9 protein-coding genes are annotated in these 18,182 nt (G+C 65.0%); 1 reads left to right on the forward strand and 8 read right to left on the reverse strand.

Annotation, left to right across the window (positions count from 1 at the left end; genetic code table 11):
* Window positions 1–117: 117 nt before the first annotated feature.
* The 8 genes from cls to ACG2LG_RS13435 form a co-directional block, all read right to left on the reverse strand.
* Entirely contained in the window at window positions 118–1,623 is a 1,506-nt protein-coding gene (gene cls / locus ACG2LG_RS13400; RefSeq protein ID WP_396259757.1) for a cardiolipin synthase, read from the reverse strand.
* Window positions 1,624–1,680: 57 nt separating this feature from the next.
* Window positions 1,681–4,524, reverse strand: a complete 2,844-nt coding sequence (locus tag ACG2LG_RS13405; RefSeq protein ID WP_396259758.1) for a sugar-binding domain-containing protein — start codon at window positions 4,522–4,524, stop codon at window positions 1,681–1,683.
* A gap of 42 nt (window positions 4,525–4,566) precedes the next feature.
* Window positions 4,567–8,652, reverse strand: a complete 4,086-nt coding sequence (locus ACG2LG_RS13410; protein ID WP_396259759.1) for a DUF5107 domain-containing protein — start codon at window positions 8,650–8,652, stop codon at window positions 4,567–4,569.
* A gap of 37 nt (window positions 8,653–8,689) precedes the next feature.
* On the reverse strand, window positions 8,690–10,267 hold the full coding sequence (locus ACG2LG_RS13415; RefSeq protein WP_396259761.1) for an SLC5 family protein: 1,578 nt from the start codon (window positions 10,265–10,267) through the stop codon (window positions 8,690–8,692).
* 152 nt (window positions 10,268–10,419) lie between these two features.
* The gene (locus ACG2LG_RS13420) at window positions 10,420–11,925 is read right to left on the reverse strand and encodes an arylsulfatase (RefSeq protein ID WP_396259763.1); all 1,506 of its coding nucleotides are present in this window, start codon (window positions 11,923–11,925) and stop codon (window positions 10,420–10,422) included.
* A gap of 29 nt (window positions 11,926–11,954) precedes the next feature.
* Window positions 11,955–13,754, reverse strand: a complete 1,800-nt coding sequence (locus ACG2LG_RS13425) for a fibronectin type III domain-containing protein (protein WP_396259765.1) — start codon at window positions 13,752–13,754, stop codon at window positions 11,955–11,957.
* Window positions 13,751–14,086 (reverse strand): hypothetical protein, encoded by a 336-nt coding sequence (locus ACG2LG_RS13430; protein WP_396259766.1) that lies wholly within the window; start codon window positions 14,084–14,086, stop codon window positions 13,751–13,753. The genes ACG2LG_RS13425 and ACG2LG_RS13430 overlap by 4 nt, the downstream gene beginning before the upstream one ends.
* 61 nt (window positions 14,087–14,147) lie before the next feature.
* Window positions 14,148–16,880 (reverse strand): beta strand repeat-containing protein, encoded by a 2,733-nt coding sequence (locus tag ACG2LG_RS13435; protein WP_396259768.1) that lies wholly within the window; start codon window positions 16,878–16,880, stop codon window positions 14,148–14,150.
* Window positions 16,881–17,022: 142 nt separating this feature from the next.
* On the opposite strand from ACG2LG_RS13435, the gene ACG2LG_RS13440 reads away from it, so the two are divergent.
* The gene (locus tag ACG2LG_RS13440; protein WP_396259770.1) at window positions 17,023–18,111 is read left to right on the forward strand and encodes a helix-turn-helix domain-containing protein; all 1,089 of its coding nucleotides are present in this window, start codon (window positions 17,023–17,025) and stop codon (window positions 18,109–18,111) included.
* Window positions 18,112–18,182: the final 71 nt, after the last annotated feature.

An 18,182-nucleotide genomic window follows, 5' to 3' on the forward strand; every position in this document is an offset into this window, starting at 1 on the left:
GAGGTTCGGACATGCTCAACGGCGTCACGGTGATCACCACCACCGGTCTTGACGAAGAGGGCGGGAAGGTCCTCAGGTGAATGTCTTGGAGTCGTTCGTGTCTTGTGTCGCCCCCTTCTACTGGACCGGGGCGGCGAGCCGGGACACCCGGGCCCAGAAGCGGAACCACGCGCTCTTGTCATCGAACTCGCCGACCGCAACCTGCCTGGAGTTGGCGAAGTCCTCCTCGAGCATCTCCGCAACCTCGGCGGTGAAGGCTTCGTCATCGACCCCCATCGTGATCTCGAAGTTCAGGCGGAAGGAACGATTGTCGAAGTTGGCGGTGCCGATCGTGCAGTAGCGGTCGTCAATCACCACCACCTTGTGATGCATGAAGCCCTTGGTGTAGCGGTAAACCTCGATCCCGGCGTCGTGAAGCTCGGGAAGAAAGGACCAGGCGGAGAGGTCGACCATCGTGCTGTCACCTTCGTCGGGGATCAGGATGCGGACCTCGACGCCGCGCAGTGCGGCGAGTTGCAAGGCACTGATGAACTGCGGATCGGGGACGAAATAGGGGCTGGCGATCCACAGGCGTTCTTCCGCTTCATTGATCGCGTGAAGAAAGAAGAGGGTGCAGGTCTCGAGCGGGTCGACCGGGCCGGACGGCAGGCACAGCATCCGCTTATTCTCGCCGCTGGCGGCTCGCTGGGGATCCCAGTTGAGTTCGTCGAGAATCTCCCTGGCGGCCCAGTACCAGTCCTCGGCGAAAGAGACCTGCACACTCTGCACGACCGGCCCCTCGACGCGCATGTGCGTGTCTCGCCAGAAGCCGACCTCGGGGTCGAGGCCCTTGTATTCGTCGCCGACATTGAGACCGCCAACCCATGCTTCCGTCCCATCGACCACGACGATCTTGCGGTGGTTGCGGAAGTTGATCTGAAAGCGGTTGGCGTCTCCCTGGGTGGTATTGAAGGGGCGGACCTGGACGCCCGCCGCCACCAGCGGATCAAGGTAGCTGTCGGGGAGACGGCTCCCGATTTCGTCGTAAAGGAACAGGCACCGGACGCCGGCATTCGCCTTTGCAATCAACGCGTCCTTGAGTTCGCGACCGGTCGGATCGTCCCGGACGATGTAGAATTGGACGAGCACGTAGTGCTTCGCACGTGCGATGCCCTCGAGGATCGACGGGAAGGTTTCATCCCCGTCGACGAGCAACTCGGCGTCGTTGCCACTGGTGGCGGGAAGGCTGGCGAGTTGTTCGGTGACGAACGGACCCTTTCGCTCGGGTGTTGCGATCAGATCCCGCTCCATCAGGCGGGCGCTGAAATCGTCCCAGAATTCCTCGAAATGCCTTCTTTCGGTGCGCCGTGCGGTGACGTAGCCGTTGAAATTGCTGCGACCGAACACCCAGTAGGCGGGCACCGCGACGTAGGGGATGGTGTTGAGCGAGATGGCCCAGGCGATCGCGCCCTGGGAGGTGCGCGTCTCCATGATGGCCTTCACGGAAGTGAGGGCACCGAGCAGGTGGGCGACGAGGACGAAGCAGCCGGTCAGCTTGCGTCGGTGGCGGCCGAGGAAACGCCAGATCCGGTCCAGTTTGTCATGGCGAGCAATCCACTGCCGGCATTGGTGACCAACTCTCATCCCCAAGCCTTCGCTCGAAGGCACGGGAAGTGTCGAGTCAATTCACACGGTCAGCGCTCATCCGGGGAAGAGCGTGCCAAGCAGTTCACCATCAAGCTCCGTCTCGGGAGCGAAGTCGTCGGACTCGAGGTATCGTAACAGGCCGTGGAGGAACTGGCGGCCTTCCGGCTGATCCTGAATGGCGGGCAGGTCGATCGGGCAGACGAGCATCGCGCCCTTGCCGACCTTGGTTTCGAAAAGCAGCCCGAGCTTGTTGTTTCGGTCGAAGTTGTCGATGACCTGGACGATGGGCCGGTAGTCGTCGGGGGTGTCGTCGAGGACGATCGGCCGCGAATGCTTCACGAGGTGCCACCACTGCCAGTTGCTGTGAAACTCGGTGGGGAAGGCGGCGAGTGCCGGATGATCGGGATCGCAGAGGTGGCCGAGCGTGCCCGGAGGTTCCTCAAGCCCCCGCTTGCGCGCACTCTTGGCGAACATCGGGGACCAGAATTCGGTCTGGAAACCTCCGCCGACGCTCTCGGGGAGGGAGTCGAGTTCCGGCAGCAGCAGGACCTTTCCGCCCTTGGCGAGGTGATCCTTGGTCTTGGGGTCGGTGAAACGACGGCTGACGATCACGCCGTCGCTCGGCTCGGTATCGACTTCCGGTGGATAGACCCAGATCGGATAGCTGTTGCGGTAGGGGGTTCCTTCGATGCTGAGGGTGAGGTCGAGCCGTTCCGGACCCTTGATCTGGGCCAGCGGCCAAAGGAAGAAATCGACCTCATTGAGTTCGCCGCGGAGCAGCACCACGGGATCAAAGCGATGGCTGGAGACCGTCTTTCCCGCGCTGTCGGTGAGAGTCCAGAGGATCCGGGCATCCGCAAGGTCCTCCGGGCCGTAGTGGGCGACCTCGATTCGCCCCACGAGGACCTCGTCGGAGGTCCAGGCGTGCTTCTTGATCCGCAGCAGCGGGACGGTCTCCGAACAGAATTCGCGCCACTTTTCCGCTTCGATGACCCCCTTGGATTCCATGAAGACATTGAGCATGCCGACGAGCGCGGTGCTCTGGCCGGGGAAGTCCATGATGTCGAGGAGCTGAATGCCCCCGAAGCCGGGGGTGCGCAGCGCCATTTCGATGTCCTCGCGGTAGCAGAGGGCGGCCAGCGCGCCGGAGGCTCGAACGAAGTCCTGCGCCTGGTCGAGCATGCCGGCCTCCTCCAGGCGGTCGCGGAAAATCTCGTAGTTGCGCCCTTTCAGCACGCCGGTGAATTTGTCGATGTCGCGGAAGTCGGGATAAACCTGGTACTGGCCGGTTTCGTGGCCGATCAGCGGAACCGGCACGCCCCGGATCGAGGCGCTGAAGTCGTCGAGCGTCCCCGGAGGGAAGGTGTCGATCGAGCCGTGACGGTAGTCGTGGATGTAGAACGAGCCACGGATCGGGCGGATGTCGTCGCCGACCTTGCCGGTGACCCAGAAGTCGTCACCCTCCGCGAGACTGGGTTTCCAGTGCATGTTGTTCGCCCCCTGGGCGTAGAGATGGCGCGGGTCGGTCTGCTTGAAGTGCTCGACCAGGTCGAACATCCCCTGGTTGCGACCGAGTTCGTTGCCGAGGGTGAACATGACGAACGACGGGTGATTGCCGAACTCGCGGAGGATCAACTCTCCCTCGCGCTTGCCGTAGTCGTAGAGGTTGGTCTCGGTGTCCGTGGTCTCGACGTCGAGCCGGTCGATGTTGCGGTAGGCGGCATTCTGGTCTTCCGGGGCATTGAAGCCGCTGCGTTTGTTCGGCAGCTCGGGCTGGAGGTAGAGGCCCAGCTCGTCGGCGGCCTCGAAGGCGGCCTTCGGCGGGCACCACGAGTGGAAGCGGACGTGGTTGAGGCCCCATTGCCGGAGGATCGTGTAAATCCGGAGCCATTCGGCCTTGTCCATCGGCGCGTAGCCGGTCAACGGGTAGTTGGCACAGTCGAGCCGGCCGCGCAGGAAGATCGCGGTGCCGTTGTTCTTCAGTTGGTTGTAGTCGGCGGTGAAGTCACGCATGCCGAAGCGGACCGATTGCGCATCCCGTGTCTCGGCGCTGCCGGCGATGGTGGACAGCTCGAGGTCGAGCTTCAGCATCACCGGATTGAATTCATCCCACAGCGGGACATCGCCGCCGGGTTGGTAGGTGAACTCCAGGACCTTCTCCTTCTCCTTGATTTCGACCTCGAGCGTCATCGGAGCGAACTCGTCGGCTACCTCGACGTTGTCGCTGCGGCACTTGAGCTTCAGCTCGCCGGCGGCCGGCTGACTGGTGGCGTTGCGGATGATGACCCGGACCTTCGCCTCCCGTTTCGCGGCGTCGGGATAGACCTGGACATCTTCGATCCAAACCGGGTCGTCGGCACGAAGCTCGATGCTTCCGACCACGCCGTTCCAGTTCGTCTGGGTGCGTTCGTCGACCTGGTGCGAGGGGCCGACCGGCGGCAGCTTCGAGTTGTCGACCAGCAGGGTAATGGTGTTGCGGCCGCGCCGGATTCCCGGGGTCAGGTCGTGGATGTGCGGGGCGCTGAGCGTGTCGTCCCAGCCGGCATAGGTATCGTTGATCCAGACCTGGCAGTTCTTGGTGCGCTCAAGGAAAAGCGTGACGCGCTTGCCGGACCAGTCGTCGGGGAGGGTGAAGTCCCGCTGATACCAGGCGGCGCCTTTCCAGTACCAGGGACGGGCGAGCCGGTCGATGGGATGCTCGTCGCGCTCGATTCCTTTCTTCGCCTCATCGGTCGTCCCGGGCAGCGGGATGGTGTCATCGAGTGCCTGGGTCTGCCATTTCTCTCCGATCCCGGTGTTGTCGGGATCGAGTTGGAAGCGCCACTCGCCGGCGAGGGGGAGCGTGTCGGCGGCGTGGGCGGAGGCGACGAGCAGGGCAAGGAGTAGCAAGCGTTTCATGGTGCGTTTCCGGGGTGATGGGCAGAGGGATCTGTCAGGGAATCAGCCGGATGGGAGACTCTTACGCAGGGTGACGGCCTCAGGTTGCGAACGATCGAATTTCGTCACCCGGTCGATGGCATCAAGTGCTGCATCGGATTCACCCAGACCGTCATGGGCGAGCGCGGCGAGCAACTCAGCTTCCGCGTCCCGTCGCGCCTGGAGGTCTTCCTCGAAGACCAGGAGGTTCGGCAGGCTGGTGGCGAAGTAGTCGATGGTTGCCGGCTTGTTCTTTTGTGCTCCGGCATATTCCAGCATGCTGCGGAAAACCGCGAGGGCTTCCTCTTCGCGCCCGAGTTCGCGCAGGGCGAGGCCCCGGAACCACGACAGGGGTGAGTGTTCGGCGACGGCCATTTCGGTGAAGTCGCCGGACTCCGAGGCGCAGGCCTCGAACGCGGCGGTGGCCTCCTCATACCGTCCTAGGGCTTTCAGACTACGGCCGGTCCAGTAGTTGACATCAGCCTTGGCCTGGAGCGGGTGATACGCCTCGCCGAGCGAGTCCGGCGTCTCCATCGCGAGGGAGAACTGGCGGTGGGCCTCTTCGGCCCCGCCTTGGTCGAGTGCCTGTTGACCGAGAAGGAGGCGGGCAAGGGTGTACTGGCGCAGCACCGCCCCCTCGCCGCCCTCCCAAGGGTGGAATCGACGCGAAAGAAGGAGATCGAGCGCTTCCTGCGGTCGACCGCTGAGGTTGAGCAGGCTTGCGAGTTCGACCGTGGCGTCGTCGCGTTTGAGCACCAGCTCACGGTGGGCTTCGAGAAACGCGAGGCGTTCCTCGATCGGGCGGTTGCGTTTCTTGGCGAGTTGGTCGGATTCGCTGACGAGCCGGGCGTCGTCGGGGTCGAGTTTCCGGGCTTGCGAGTAGCAGGCCGCGGCGCGTTCGCCGTCGCGATGCAGGTTCCAGATGGCGATGCCGAGGTTGCGCTGGACCTGGGGGATCGAAGAACCGTCGGCAAGGGCGCGCTCCCAGGCGGAAATGGCATCGGCATGACGGCGCTTGTCGAAGAGCAGGTTGCCGAGACCGTAGGCCGCGAGGGGGTCTGGGGATGTGGCCGGGGCTTCCAGTCCCGTCGCCATTTCAGAGGGAGGGGCGACGGGCCTGGAAGGCCCGGCCACCTCCGATGCTACCGGTTTCGCATCGATCCAGGGCCAGTCACCGAGCTTGGCGACCCCGGGATTGCGCTTCAGGTAGGCCAGTTGATTCCAGAAATCCTTGGAGTCGCGGATGATGTGGTCGTAGCTCTCGCTCTTCCAGAAGGCACCGCTCCGTCCAAGGAGTTGGTTTGCCTGCTGCGCGGAGTAGGATTTGATACTGGCGAGGATGTCCTGCAGCGGGTGTTCGCCGAGCGGACGGAGGATGAGGTGCACGTGGTTCGGCATCACGCACCAGGCCGCGAGGTCGTAGCGGATCCCGTCGAAGTGCCGAATGGCGTCGGCGACGACTTGGGCGACACGCGGGTCGCGGAGGTGGCAGGCGCCTGTTCCCTGGTCGAGGGCCGCCTCGATGTGATCGCGGTAGAGGTCATCGAGTCGTTGTTCGAAGGCATGGACAAGGGGAGTGTTTTGCTTGGCCCGCGCGGCCTTGAGTTGGTGCTCGAGCGCTTCCTTTTGCAGCCTGTAGGCCTGCAGGACTGACTGAGCCAGCGAGTCGGCGAGGCGGAAGGTCACCGCGTAGGTCGCATTCGGCTTTTGCCAGTGGGGCAGGCAGTTGCGGTATTTCTCCACCTCGCCCTCCTGAGCGAGGTAGGTTGGGGTGAAGGTGGGGCTGGATGTGGCCGGGGCTTCCAGCCCCGTAGCCATTTCAGATGGGTGGGCGACGGGGCTGGAAGCCCCGGCCACAGCCCATTCGAGGACCTCCATCTCCTCCAAGCGGGAAGGGAAGAAGTGATCGGCGGATTGCGCGCGAGCGGCGGCGAGGTCATCGGGCTGACCACTGAGCCAGGCGCGGACGTAGTGGGTCATGGGGCTGCGCTCGAGCGGATTGGGAACCGCGACGGGATCGACCGGAGTATCGTGGTGCGCGTCGAGGAGGGCGATGGCCTCGTCGCGGAAACCGGCTTCGGAGAAGTCGAAGGCGAGGTCGAGGATGGTTTGGGCGTCGTTGCGGGAGTTGGTGGGGGTCGTGATCTTGGCCTGGCGGATGAAATCCGCTGCCACTTGCGCCCAGTGGTCGAGTGGGTCGGTCGCGAGCACGGACTCAAGGAGATCCATGGCGTCGTCGCGGCTTCCGAGCTTCCCGAGGACGAGGGCCTTGAGCGTGGACGCCTTCTGGTGGTCGCGATTCGCAGCGAGCGAGTCGTCGAGGTGCTCAAGGGCGGCCGTCCAGTCGCCGCGCCGGCAGTCGAGGGTTGCAAGCTGGTAGTAGGAGCCACTGCGCCACTCGTAGTTCCAGGTGGCCTTGTAGAAAGCCGCGTAAGCCCGGTGCTCGTCGCCGAGGAATCGCAGCGCGAGGCCGAGGTGATAGTGCGCCTCGCCGGTGACCGGATTGGGATGGCGGCTGGTGAGCCGGGCCACGGCGGCCTCGAAGTGATCGCAGGCCTGCGAGAACTCCCCCCGCAGCAGGGCGCGCTTGCCGAGGGCGGTGTGGCAGCGGGCGTCGCCGGGATCGCGGCGCAGGGCCTCTTCCCAGTAGGGCTCGGGCGAACGGGTCGGGTGGCGGTACTGCTCGAGGTGCTCGCCGGTTAGGAAGAGTTCATCATTCGAAGTCACCTCCGCCGGCGCGGCCGGCTCGGTCGCGACCGTGCGGTCGCGGGCAAGGGTGGAAACCTCCACCGGCCGGTAGGCCAGCAGGAGCGCCCCGCTGGTGTCGCGCAACTCGGCCACCAACTCGTGGGCGTTCTCGCCGGCGAAGGGGGTGTCGGCGTTCTCGAAGGAATCTCCGGGTTCGAGATCGATGGGGATGAGTGCGACGGTCTCGCCGTTTCTCGAAAGCAGGAGTTCGCCCTCGAAGGGCTCGGAGACGCAGAGGCCGAGTTTAATGCGCCGGTCCTCGCGGATCGAGAGGGCGAGTGCGGCCCGTTCGTTGGCCTGCTGGACCGGGCCGATGTTCTGGATCGGCCACCACGACTGGGAGAAGGTCTTGGTTTCGTAGGGAAGAAGGTAGGAGAAGTCCGGCTGGTTGTCGGTGTAGACGCCGGCCATGAGTTCGACGTAGGGACCGTTGGCATCGGTCAGCTCGCGGTCCCATGCGTAGCCGAAGCGGTCGTTGCCCCAGGTCCACTGCTTCTTCCCGGGAGCGATGTGGCGGTTGGCGACGTGGACGAAGCCGCCGTTCTTCGAGAAATCGTAACCGCCGAAGAAGTCGAATGCCGTCTGGCAGACCATGTAGGAGGTCGGCACCGGGATGTTCTTGTACCACGACAGGTCGTTGGAGCCGGGACGGTTCTGGTAGTCGATGCCGTAGTAGGGATTCTCCGCGACCGGGAAGGATGACATCGCCCGCACCGCATGATCGGCGACGTAGTGGACGTCGGGCGGGAAAAAGGACTGGTACTGGTCGTGCACGCGGGCGGCAACGTTGGCCCACCACAGGAAGGTGTGGACGAAGGGGGTGCGGTTGTAGAGCCGGGCCCGCAGTTCGACCCGCGACGAACCGGGCCGCAGGCGGATGCCGTGCATGCCCTTGAGGCGGTGGATCGGGTCGTGCTCGGACATCCAGACCGTGAACGCGCCGTCGCCCTCGTCCTCGATGTGGACATCGGCCGGCATGAAGGTGCCGGGCCGGTGGTGCTGCGGCCAGTTGAACTCGACCCCGCCGGAGATCCAGGGGCCTGCGAGGCCGACCAGCGCCGGCTTGATGACATCCTGACGGTAGAAGAAGTCGTAGTCGGCGTTGGTCTTGTCCTGACCGAGGAAGATTCGTCCGCCGATCTCGGGCAGCATCACGAGTCGGACGTAGTCGTTCTCAAGGAGCGCCGACTGGTAAGTGATGTCGACGGGGTCGTCGTGGACCTTGTCGATGAAAGGCACCGGATAGACCTTGCCGTTGCTGCCCTGATAGACGCGTTTCTCGAAGAAGACGGGATTCCTTTCCGGTGCACCGACCGGATAGGTGGGAATGACGCGGGGTTCGAGGCGGGCAATGACAGGCACAGGAGTCAGGGGTCGGGGATCAGGAGTCAGAAATCGGTCAGCGGAAGATGAGGAAGAGGGCGGCGACGCCGGCGATGACCGCGAAGGCGGCGATCTTGACGACGGGTTCGGTTTGGAGGGCGATGTCGTCGCGGACCGGGAGCTTGCGGGGTTCGGGAAGCGGCTTGATCAGCGTGAGCAGGATCATGGTTCCGAAAACCACCCCAAACGAGCACAGCACCTGGGTGAGGTAGTGCATTTCGAACCAGGGCTCCTTGAGGACCTTGGAGAAGAGTCCCTGCTGCGTTGCGATCTGGAAGAAGGAGTAGGCGATCGGCCCGAGGATGAGCGCGACGAAGCCTGCCATGGCCGGAGCCCGTGGCAGCAGAAAGGCCCCGAGGAAGGCGGCGACCACACCCGGCCAGATGAACCCCTGGAACTGCTGGATGAAGGTGAACACCCCATCGGTGAGAAGGGGGGCGGTGATGCAGCCGATGATCACGAAGACCACCGTGAGGATGCGCCCGAGCAGGACGATCGACCCCTGCGAAGCTTTCGGGCGAATCAGCCGCTGATAGATGTCGATGGAGGCGATGGTGGACGACGAGTTGAGCAGCGAGGCGAGGGTGGACACGATGGCGCCCGCGATGGCGGCAAAGATGAAGCCCCGCAGGCCCGGTCCGACGAGCTCGCGGATCAGGATCGGGTAGGCACCGTCGGCCTTCTGGGCGATCTGTTCCGGGAAGAGGTTCGCGGCCATGATCCCGGGCATGACGATGGCGAAGGGAACCAGCAGCCACAGCGCCCCGGCGAAAACCATCCCAAGTTGGCCGTCTTTAAGGGTCTTGGCGGCGAGGTTTCGCTGCACGATGAACTGGTTCAGGCCGCAGTAGTAGAGCATCACGATCCACATGCTGCTGAATACCGTGTGCCAGGGCAGCTCGTCATAGCCCGGGTGACCCTTGAACAGCAGCAGCTTCAGCTTGTCCGCATTCTGGGTGGAGAAATCCTCCCAGCCGCCGGAGGCGTTGAGGCCGAGGAAGAAGATCACCATTCCGCCGATCAGCAGCGCGAGACCCTGGATGAGGTCGGCGTAGGCGATGGCCTTGAGTCCGCCGGTCGCGGCGTAGAGCGTGCCGATCGCGCCGATGATCCAGACCCCGACTCCCATTTCGATGCCGACGAGGATCTTGAGGGCGGTGGCCCCGGTGTAGAGGACCGCGGTGAGCAGCACGCCGACGTAGATGACCACCGTCAGGAAGGCCATCACGCTGCGGGTGAGCGCATCGTAGCGGTACTCGAGGAACTCGGGCATGGTGTAGATCCCGGCCCGGAGAAACTTTGGCAGCAGCGTGATCGCGATGATCGCGATGAACACCGAGCCCATCAGCTGCCAGGCGGCAACCGCGAGGCCCTGGTTGGCGGCGCCGGCACCGGCCATGCCGACCATCTGCTCCGACGAGATGTTCGCCGCGACGATGGAAATGCCGATGATGGGCCAGGTCAGCGAACGTCCGCCGAGGAAGTATCCGGATTCGTCCTCGGCGACCCCGGGCCGGCGTCGGCTCTTCCACATCGAGAAGCCGACGACGATGACGAAGAAGAGAACAAAGGTGGTGAGGGTGAGCGGTTCCACGGGTGCGGAAAATGGTGATCCAGACCATCGGGGGAGCGCGATGGTCTGTTTGATCGGATGGGTTGCCGGTTTTTATGCCGATCCAAGGCGTGGATCGAGGGGTTATTTCGGCTCGTGGCTCCAATCCGGCTCCACCCCGGTGCTCCCGGGCCTCAGTCGTTCACCCCCGGAATGGTCAGGGGAAAGAGGTCGTTCGCGTTCGTCTCCCTCTTGAGGACGGCCACGGCCTTGGCGACGATTTCAGGGTTCTCGTCGGCGATGTTGGTGGTTTCAGCTGGGTCCTTGGCGAGGTCGTAGACCTCCCAGGGTCCGGGATTGCGGGAGTTCAGTCGTTGCCGGACGACCTTCATCTCGCCGAAGTTGACGGCGACCTGGCCACCGTACTCCGGATAGACCCAGACCATCGGCTTGCGCGGTTTCGAGGAAGCCTTGCCGCCGATCACGGGCCACAGGTCATCGCCATCGTGCGCCGTCGTGTTCTCGAGCCCGAAGGCGGAGCAGAGCGTGGGGAACCAGTCGGCGAAATACGAGGGCACATCGTTGGTGGCACCGGCCGGCACGGTCCCGGGAAGGCGGGCGATCATGGGGACCCGCAGGCCGCCTTCATAGACGCTTCCCTTGAAGCCGCGCAGGCCGCCGGTGGAGTGGAAGAAGTCGGCGTCGACCCCGCCGATGCCGAACTGCTTCTCTTCCCCGTTGCGGCAGCGATGGGTAGTGCCGTTGTCGGAGGTGAAGATGATCAGGGTTTCATCGAGGATGCCGGTGCCTCTCAGTTCATTGACCACGTCTCCGACGTGTCGGTCGAGATCCGAGATCATCGCGGCATATCCGGCCCGGGGCCGCGGGTGCGGCAGGTAGGCACACTGGCCGCGGTAGGGACGGTCGTCCCATTCCTCTGGGTACTCGTCGACCGACCCGACGGGCGGGTGCATGGCGACATGGGGTTCGGTGAAGGGAAGGTAGAGGAAAAAGCGCCGGTCCTTGTTGTCGCGGATGAACTTGAGTGCCGCCTCGCGGATCGGGATGGAGGCATAGGTTTCGCCAATCCAGTCCTCCATCTTCACCTCGCCCTCCGCTTGCTTGCCGTGTCCGGGAATCGGATGTGGGTTGATCTCGACCTGCCGGTCGTTCCGCCACAGGAACCTCGGATAGAACGAATGCGCGACGGCCTGGCAGTTGTAGCCGAAGAACAGGTCGAAGCCCTGGGAATTGGGGTCGCCCGTCGAGTCGACCGGACCCAGTCCCCACTTGCCCATGGCTCCCGTGGCAAACCCGGCGTCGCGGAACACCTCGGCGAGGGTCACGGTCGCAGACGAGATGGGATGCTGGCCTTCCTTGAATCGGGGGAACGAAAGGTGCGCCTGCCGGTTGCCTCGGATTTCGGCGTGCCCGAGGTGCTTTCCGGTGAGCAGGACGCAGCGCGCGGGCGCGCAGACCGGAGCTCCGGAATAGTGGCGGGTGAAGCGGGTTCCCTCGGCGGCGAGCCGGTCGATGTGCGGGGTGCGGATCTTCTGCTGTCCGTAGCAGCCGAGTTCCCCCCAGCCGAGGTCGTCGGCGAGGATGAAGACGACGTTTCTCGGAGCGGCGGCGGCCGGAGGGCCGAGGCAGGCGAGACCGAGCAGGAACACGGCCGTGAGGTGAATGGATCGGACTTTCATGAATTTGAATTCTTCAGCGAATGGGTCCTTCACGGTCGGGTGCGGAAGCTTGCCGATCGGAAGTCCCAGCTCTTGCCGTGATCGTGCTCCACCCGCAGGCGGAAGTGATAGGTCGTGTCGGGTTTGAGTTGATCAAGTTGGAAACGGTTCGGACCTGCGTTGACGGGAGCGGACGGAGTCGCGTGCTGCCAGGTGCGCTCGGGTGCGAACATCTCCCGAACCGCGGGAGAGCCCCCGTTGATCTTCGTGGCAGGGTAGGTGATGGCGTCGATGGTACCGTAGTAGAGGCTCGCCTTGGAATTCGGGCCGGTCTCAGTCAGCGGATAGTCGATGACGGCACGGCTGGTTGAGATCCCTGTCACCGCGGGCTCTCCGAAGCGCACGGGGAGCGAGTCGAGTTGGGCAAGCTTTTCGGGCGCAAGATAGTCGGGGAGGGGTGCCGTCTGTTCCGGTGTGTCCGCGGTAGGGGCGTCGCCGGGGGGAGTGGGAAGAAAGTGTTCGATGCCGCCGGTGGCCATGACCATCCAGCCCTGCGTCTGATAGTCGTCCGCGTAGTAGGTCCTCTGAGGTCGCGCGAGAGGTTTGGTTCTTCCGGTCCGGGGCGCGCTCATGACGGCGCGGTGAGGAATGCGGTCGGGACCGAGGAACCAGCCACGGCGCTTGATCACCCGGACGAGGTCGCCGGAGCGCTCGCGGGCGGGTGGCCCGGGAATCTCGCAGAACGACCCGGTGCGGCGGAGAAGGTCGTGGGAGGGGTCGGGAGCCCGACCGAACTTCGCCAGCTGGCGTCCGGCCGCGAAGAGTTTCCAGCGCTCCGCGCCCTCGTCGTAGAAGTAGCCGTAGTAGGTCCACAGACCATCGGCATGCTCGACCCGCAGGGCCTGGATCGTGCGGTCGGCACCATCCGGGTAGGCGACGGCACCGCGTAGTTTCACGCCGGTGCCCTCGTGCGAGAACCATCCGAACGTGGCGTCCGGAAGTCCAGTGGCGAGGATCCGAGGCATGCGGTCGATCGGCGGGGGGTGCTCGGCACCGCGGCGTGCCAGCCACATGGAGAAGTTGAACGAAGCCCCGGGCGATACCTTGCCTTCCGCGTTGAAACTGGTTCCGTAGTAGCCAAACGGGGTGGTGAGCGGCGAGTAGCTCGGGGGTGCGGCGACGGCGCGGGTTTCGAAGACCCACAGGTTGGGTTGCCCGCATTCCGGCGGGGCCTCGAAGCTCTGGTGGACGGCCGCCGGGCGCCAGCGGGCGCGCAGCAGGTGGACGCTGGCGATGGCCGGACCGTCGAGGGTGACGAAATGGATCCGGGTGCCGGGCGGCGGCGGGGTTGCGGTGGCATCGATCGTCATGACGTGCGTGCCGGGCCGGGTGACGTGGAAGGTGAGAGATGGTCGGGCCTCCGGGCTTGCGGTGAAGGTCTGCGACTGGCCGTCGAAACGGATCGTCCACTGGTGACCGTTGTCGGTGGTGGGCACGGTGAGGTGGAAGGTGGCGTGGAACTCGCCGGGCTCGGGACACCACAGGTGCCAGCGGGCGGTGCCGCCGCCCGACCCGGACCCGCGGAGGTGGTCGAAGGCCGCGGAGATCAGCCCCTCGTCGCCGGGCAGCACGGGGCCTTGGTCTTCGGCGCGGAAGCAGCGGTCGAAGAAGCCGTTGGTGGCGGTGAGATCAATGCGGCCGTCCTTCGCGGGCTGGCCGAGATAGCGGACGAGGGAGGGCGACCCGGGTCCGGCCGACGGGAACTCGACGGGTGGATCGAGCAGAACGGGGCCGGCATCGGCATGAAGCCCGCAGGTCATCAGGAGCAGGAGCATCGGGGTGCGGGTCATGGGGTGACGGCGAGGCGGGCGAAGCGACGGCTTCCACCCGGGGGTAGTTCGTCCTGAATCCGATCAAGGTCATTGATGTCGGGGACGACCGCAGTCCTCGGATCCACGATCCCGAGGTCGGTGGAGGTCTGGATCTGATAGATGGTGCCGACGCGCAGGATCAACTCGACGCCGCTGCTGGGGCTGTCGAGGAAGATCTCAATGTTCCATGTGCCGATCTCGATGATCTCGACCGGCGGCTCGGGTTGGCTGGCCGACTCGGCCGCCCCGGTCAAGAGCATGCCGAGCGCGGCACACAAAGGTCGACGGAGAATGGCGAGAACCGGATTCATGCAAGGGAGCCGACGGATCGGTGCCCGGGTGACGTCGACTCCGTCGGTCCGACGGATTGGCTCAGGGATTCTGCGTCACGGCCAGCCGTGCGAAGATCCGGGGCTGGCCGATCGGCAGGGTGTAGGAAATCTCGCTCGCGTCGTTCACATCCGGGGTGACGGTATCCCACGCATCACCGACGCCGAGATCGTCGGATTCCTCGATGGCATAGGTGATGTCGCCGTTGGTCACGGCTTCTGTTCCCTTGGAGAAGCTCAGCACCCCACCGGTCAGTGTGCCGGGCGAGCCCTCCGCGACGAGGGGCGAGAGGCCCAGCGCGTATTCCACGAGGGCCGGGATGCCGTCGAAGTCGGAGCCGTCGTAGTCCGGGTCGTTCGGAATGCCGAAGCCGGAGGCCCAACTGGCGAAGTTCGCCGCGCCGGGAGTGACCGAGCCGGCGGTGATCACGAGGTTGTCGAAGCCGACCCCGCGCTGGCTGGTGATCCCGTTGGTGGCGCCGGTCGCCACCGGGTCGAGGATGAAGTCGACCGGTGCGGTGCGGATGCCGACCGGAGTGAGGTCCCAGCTCAGTCCAAGGGGGCCGAAGGTGCCGTTGACCGCGGTCGCCTGCCCCGTCTGGGTGCCGAGCGAGGTCCAGCTAGTGCCGCCGTCGGTAGAATAGTAGAGCGTCCAGTCGGCGGCGGTGTTGGAGCCCTGGTCGGTGTTGGCGTAGGTGTCGACCACTGCGGCGCCGCCGGTGAAGTCGATCTCGCCGCCGCCGGCATCCGGCGTGACGGTGAAGGTGGTCCAGGTGGACTCGTTGTTGCCGCCCGCGAGCACGGGCGTCTGGGCGTCGCTTTCGCGGGCGCACGAGAAGTTGAGGTAGGTTCCGTTCAAGCCGGGAGTGCGGTCGCGGTTTGCGGTGGCTTGGTTGCTGGCACCGATGGCACCGGTGCCGGTGGCCTCATCGACGAAATCACCGGTGGTCCAGGCGGTCTGGCTCGATCCGTCGACATCGACGACGGTGCCGCTTTGCTGGTTCGGGTCGAAGTCGAAGCGCGACACGACGGTGCCGGCAGGATCGACGAAGGCCTCCAGAGCGACGGTGGGAACGGTGCTGTTGCTGTCATCCGACTGAATCGTGAGCGTTCCGGAGAAACGACCACCCGCAGTCCCGGGGTCGAAGCGGACGACGAGGTCGGTGCTGCCGCCGGGGCTGATGGCGACCGGAAGGGCCGGGGACAGGATGCTGAAGGTTCCACTGCCGGTGATGGCCGTGGTGTTGCTGATGTTCAGGTCGAGGGTTCCCCCCGTGTTGGTGATCGTGACCGGCAGATCAACCGGTCCCGGATTGTTGGCGAGGAGTCCGAAATCCAGGGTTCCGATGGCGACCGAGATCAGCGGTTCGGCGACCGTGACGGTAACGTTGATGAGCGTGGACGGAGTGGCCGGATCGTCGGAGGCAACGGTCAGCGTGAAGTCGTAGGCCCCGAGACCGAGGTCGGGGGTGAAAGTGAAGTCGATGTTGCCGGAGAGTCCGGGGTCGATTGCGGCGGGGAAGGTCAGTCCGGAGACGGTCTCTGCATCCGGTCCATCGACGGTGACGCCCGAGATGTTGAGCGTTTCGTTCACACCGATGTTGGAAACGGGGATCGAATAGGAATCGGCGGCCCCGTTGTTGGAAAGATTTACCGTGGCGGCGGCCTGGATCCAGGGGTCCGGGTTGTTCGAGATGTCGATGTTGATGGTCCTGGGCGAAGCGGACTCATTCGAGACGATTTCAAGGGTGGCGGAATAGCTGGCCTGATAGGTGCCGAAAGGAGTGAAGGTGATGGGGAGGATGTCGTCTCCACCAACTGGAATGGTCAGCGGCAGGTCGAGTGGATCGACGGAGAGCGCGGACCCGTCGGTGCCGCCCGGCGTGACGGCCGTGATCGTCAGGTCGTTGGTCGCCCCGGCGTTCGACAATGCGAGATCGAGATCGGTGGCCGTGTCCGCGGTCGTGAACGTGGCGGGGTCGTCGACGACCAGCAGGGGATCGGGAGTGGCACTCACGTTCGCCAGATCGTCGCCGATGCGGATCTCGTCGACCTTCGCCGAGGAGGTGTTGTGGGACTCGATGTAGACCGAGTCGAAACTGGCCTTGCCCGGGATGGTGACGCTGCCGGTGCGGGCATAGCTTGCGAGGTTGGTGAGGTCGAGGTTGGCATCGGAGTCCTCGGCGAGGTATCCGGTGACGACCGTGTCGGTGCCGTCGTATTCGAGTTTCACGACGGCAAACCAGTTGCCGAGATTCGAGCTGCCGGTGTTGGTCGTGAAGTTGACCGTCTGATCACTGTCCTCGAGGACCCAGCGGGCGTTGATCCTCTTGCCGAAGGTCAGGACATCGGTCGTGCCGGTGCGGAGGCGGACGTTGTGGGCATGTCCAGCGGCAATGGGTCCCGGATTTTCGAGAAGGAAGGACAAATAGAGCACCGGGTATTCTCCGGCTCCCGTGTCGTTTCCGACGGTGTAGACGGCGCCGAGCGTCCGGGCATGGTCGTTGCCGCTCGTGAGCGCGGCGGACTGATCGGAAGAGGTGACGACACCAACCGAGTTGGTGCCGGATGCGATGAACGCGTTGCCCGTCGAGTAGGTGGTGGCGGAGGGCCCGCTCCAGGTGCTGGCCGCGGCCCACCCCGTGCCCCCACCGGTGCCGGAGAGCGGGGTGCCTGCCGTCCCGTTGAATGGCTCCAGGGCAAGTTCGGCCGCCGGGGCGGTGACCACGAGGTGGGCGACGATGGCGGACAAGAGCAAACGGTTGGGCATTTTCATGATCCGGTGAGCGTATCAGGAATCGGGCCTCTGTCTTTTCGATCTTGCGTGATTCTGGTTTGAAATTGCGCAGTCGTCCGAAAGCTGGGAAAAGCACCGCATGGGCAGGGTGCCGGTTGTCGGGTTGCTGATGGATTTCTTGATGCCGGCGATCATCGACGGTGCGGGGGCGTATGCGCGCCAGCATGGCTTGCGGCTGGATGCGCGGTGGAGCGTTCGGGCGGACTGGATGCCCGAGCATCCGGGCTGGGATGGCGTGCTGGTGCACCTGGTGGATATGGAAAGCGCCTACCTGCGGGCGGCAGCGCTCGGGGTGCCGATGGTGCACCTCAGTGGTTGGTTCGCGGAGCGCGCGTTGCCGCGGGTCGAGTGCGATTATGCGGCGTGCGGGGTGCTGGCGGCCGAGGAGTTCCGGCGGCTCGGGCTCAGCCGGGTGGTCGGAAGGAACGGCGTGCGGAGCAGCATCGACTGGCGTGCCTATCGGGGACTGCGGGTTGGCGCGAGGCGCGAGGGGCTGGAGTTCATCGATCTCCCGCCGGGGCGAAAGGGGGTCGACTGGACGTCGGCGGTGGAGGGGTTGGCGAACGCCGTGGCGGCCCTGCGGTTTCCGTGCGGGCTCTTCCTTCCCCATGCCGGGGGGATGATCGACTTGCTCGACCTGCTGGTGCAGCGGGGGGTGAGGGTGCCGCAGGACCTGGCGATGATCGTGGTCGACAAGGATCCGCAGCGGAACGCCGAACTCGCGCCGGTCCCGTTCACGGGGATCGTGCCGGACTTCTGGCAGCAGGGTTACGAGGCGGCCGGGCTGCTCCACCGGATGATTATCGGGGAGGCGCGAAGCTGCTCGATCCGCCGGGTGCCGCCGGTGGGAGTGGTCCGGCGCGAGAGCACGGGGGTGGCGGGGAGCCGTGATCCAGTGGTGGCCAAGGTCATTCACCTGCTTGGAGAGTCCGCGGGACGAACGCTCGGCGTGGCGGAACTTGCGCGGCTCGCCGGCGTGTCGCGGCGGACCCTTGAGATGCGGTTCCGGCGGGAGACGGGGATGACCCTTCACGCGCTGCAAACGAAGCTCCGGATGGATGAAGCAAAGCGGCTGCTGGGCAGCGCGAAGCGGACCGTGACCGAGGTGGCGATCGAGTGTGGCTTTTCCTCGGTCCACTACTTCACCACCGCCTTCAAGCGCGAGGTGGGCGTGACGCCGGGAGCATTCCGGAGTGAAAGGCGGGGGTAGGCCTTCATCGTCCGGAAGTTTCGACTCCCCGCGGTTGGGTCTTCGAGGGAATGATGACCGCGGGCGACGGG

It is taken from the genome of Haloferula sp. A504 (assembly GCF_044385805.1).
Classification (GTDB): Bacteria; Verrucomicrobiota; Verrucomicrobiia; order Verrucomicrobiales; family Akkermansiaceae; genus Haloferula.

Bases quoted from the DNA above. Each gene is read 5' to 3' on its own strand.
- cls (WP_396259757.1), bottom strand. From the start codon at position 1,623: ATGAGAGTTGGTCACCAATGCCGGCAGTGGATTGCTCGCCATGACAAA.
- ACG2LG_RS13405 (WP_396259758.1), bottom strand. From the start codon at position 4,524: ATGAAACGCTTGCTACTCCTTGCCCTGCTCGTCGCCTCCGCCCACGCC.
- ACG2LG_RS13420 (WP_396259763.1), bottom strand. From the start codon at position 11,925: ATGAAAGTCCGATCCATTCACCTCACGGCCGTGTTCCTGCTCGGTCTC.
- ACG2LG_RS13425 (WP_396259765.1), bottom strand. From the start codon at position 13,754: ATGACCCGCACCCCGATGCTCCTGCTCCTGATGACCTGCGGGCTTCAT.
- ACG2LG_RS13430 (WP_396259766.1), bottom strand. From the start codon at position 14,086: ATGAATCCGGTTCTCGCCATTCTCCGTCGACCTTTGTGTGCCGCGCTC.
- ACG2LG_RS13435 (WP_396259768.1), bottom strand. From the start codon at position 16,880: ATGAAAATGCCCAACCGTTTGCTCTTGTCCGCCATCGTCGCCCACCTC.
- ACG2LG_RS13440 (WP_396259770.1), top strand. From the start codon at position 17,023: ATGCCGGCGATCATCGACGGTGCGGGGGCGTATGCGCGCCAGCATGGC.